At 35.0% G+C, this 1,417-nt stretch carries 1 protein-coding gene; it reads left to right on the top strand.

Features of this window, described 5'->3' with window-relative positions:
- Positions 1 to 20 precede the first annotated feature (20 nt).
- Positions 21 to 1,417: IS4 family transposase (locus tag HNS38_RS20040; RefSeq protein ID WP_172347003.1), on the top strand; the 1,397-nt coding region annotated here is incomplete at its 3' end.

Genomic DNA, 1,417 nt, shown 5'->3' with positions numbered 1-1,417 from the left:
TTTTTTCGTATCTTAACACCATGATAATCAATAAGTTTAATGGTTTTTTCAACGGTGTTTTGCCAGATTTTAGAATTGAAAAACGAGTAGAAAAAGTAATGAATGATATGCTTACTTTTGGTAATGCAATAGTGAATCAATTTTCTGGTTCTCATTCTGAAAAAATAGGAGCGTATAGAATGTTAGGAAATCAACATTTCAGTTATGAACATTTATTAGATGGTGTAATAGAATCATGTAAGCAAAACCAAGGTTCTTCACATTTACTTTGTCTTCAAGATACAACAGAGTTAAATTACAGTCATCATAAACAAAGGATTGGGCTGAATGATAATGATATAGGTCCAGTTACAAAAAAAGGTAATGTAGGATTTTTTTGTCATCCAGTTTTAGCTATTGATGAAAAGTCTGGGTTACCAATAGGTATTCCCTATAGCAAGATTTGGAATCGAAGCTGGGATAAGAAAGATAAATACGAGAGGAAATATCCTTCACAAGACTTTAAAGATAAAGAATCATATCGGTGGGTTGAAAGTGCAGAAAAGACAAAGTCTGCATTATCAGAAACTCCCAAACTCACCATCATAGGAGATAGAGAATCAGATATCTACGAGGAGTTAGTATATGTACCTGATGAACGAACTGATTTATTAATACGGTCGAGTGTAAACAGGAAGCTTCATAACAGTGATACCAAACTTTTTGAAACGCTTGAGCAGCAAGAACAAAAACTAATTTTCAATCTCGAGGTAAAAGCAAATAAGAAGCGAAAAAATCGAGTTGCGAAAATCGCACTCAAGTACCTTAAAGTAAAAATCAAAAAGCCATACAGGAAGGAAAAGAACGATTTACCTGAATACGTTGAATTATGGGCTATTGAAGCTCGTGAACTGAACGAAAGTGTGCCAGAAGGAGAATCCCCCATTTTATGGCGACTATTAACAACGCATAATATATCAACTCCGCAAGATGCTTTGACTTACACTCAGTGGTATAGTAATAGATGGCTTATAGAGGAGCTTTTTCGTGTTTTAAAAAGCCAAGGCTTGGAAATAGAATCAGCACAATTGGAATCAGGATCTGCATTGAAAAAGTTAACAGTCATGGCTCTGCAAGTCGCTCTGGTTATCATGGCACTAAAGCTTTCTTTAAAGAATGAACACAATGCTAAGGCCAAGCTGTATTTTACTGACAATCAGATAATATTTTTGAAAATGATGCTATCTGAAGTTGAAGGCAAAACATTAAAGCAAAAAAATCCCTACAAACAAGAAACGCTAAACTGGGCATCATGGATAATTGCTCGCTTAAGTGGTTGGAGTGGATACAAATCGCATGGGCCTCCAGGCTACATATCTATTAAAAGAGGTTATGATAACTTTAACCAAAAGTACGAAGGCTTCAAAATAGCTTTTGA

The sequence above is a fragment of the Lentimicrobium sp. L6 genome (assembly GCF_013166655.1).
Taxonomy (GTDB): domain Bacteria; phylum Bacteroidota; class Bacteroidia; order Bacteroidales; family UBA12170; genus UBA12170.
This window is presented reverse-complemented; position numbering and strand designations above follow the sequence as displayed.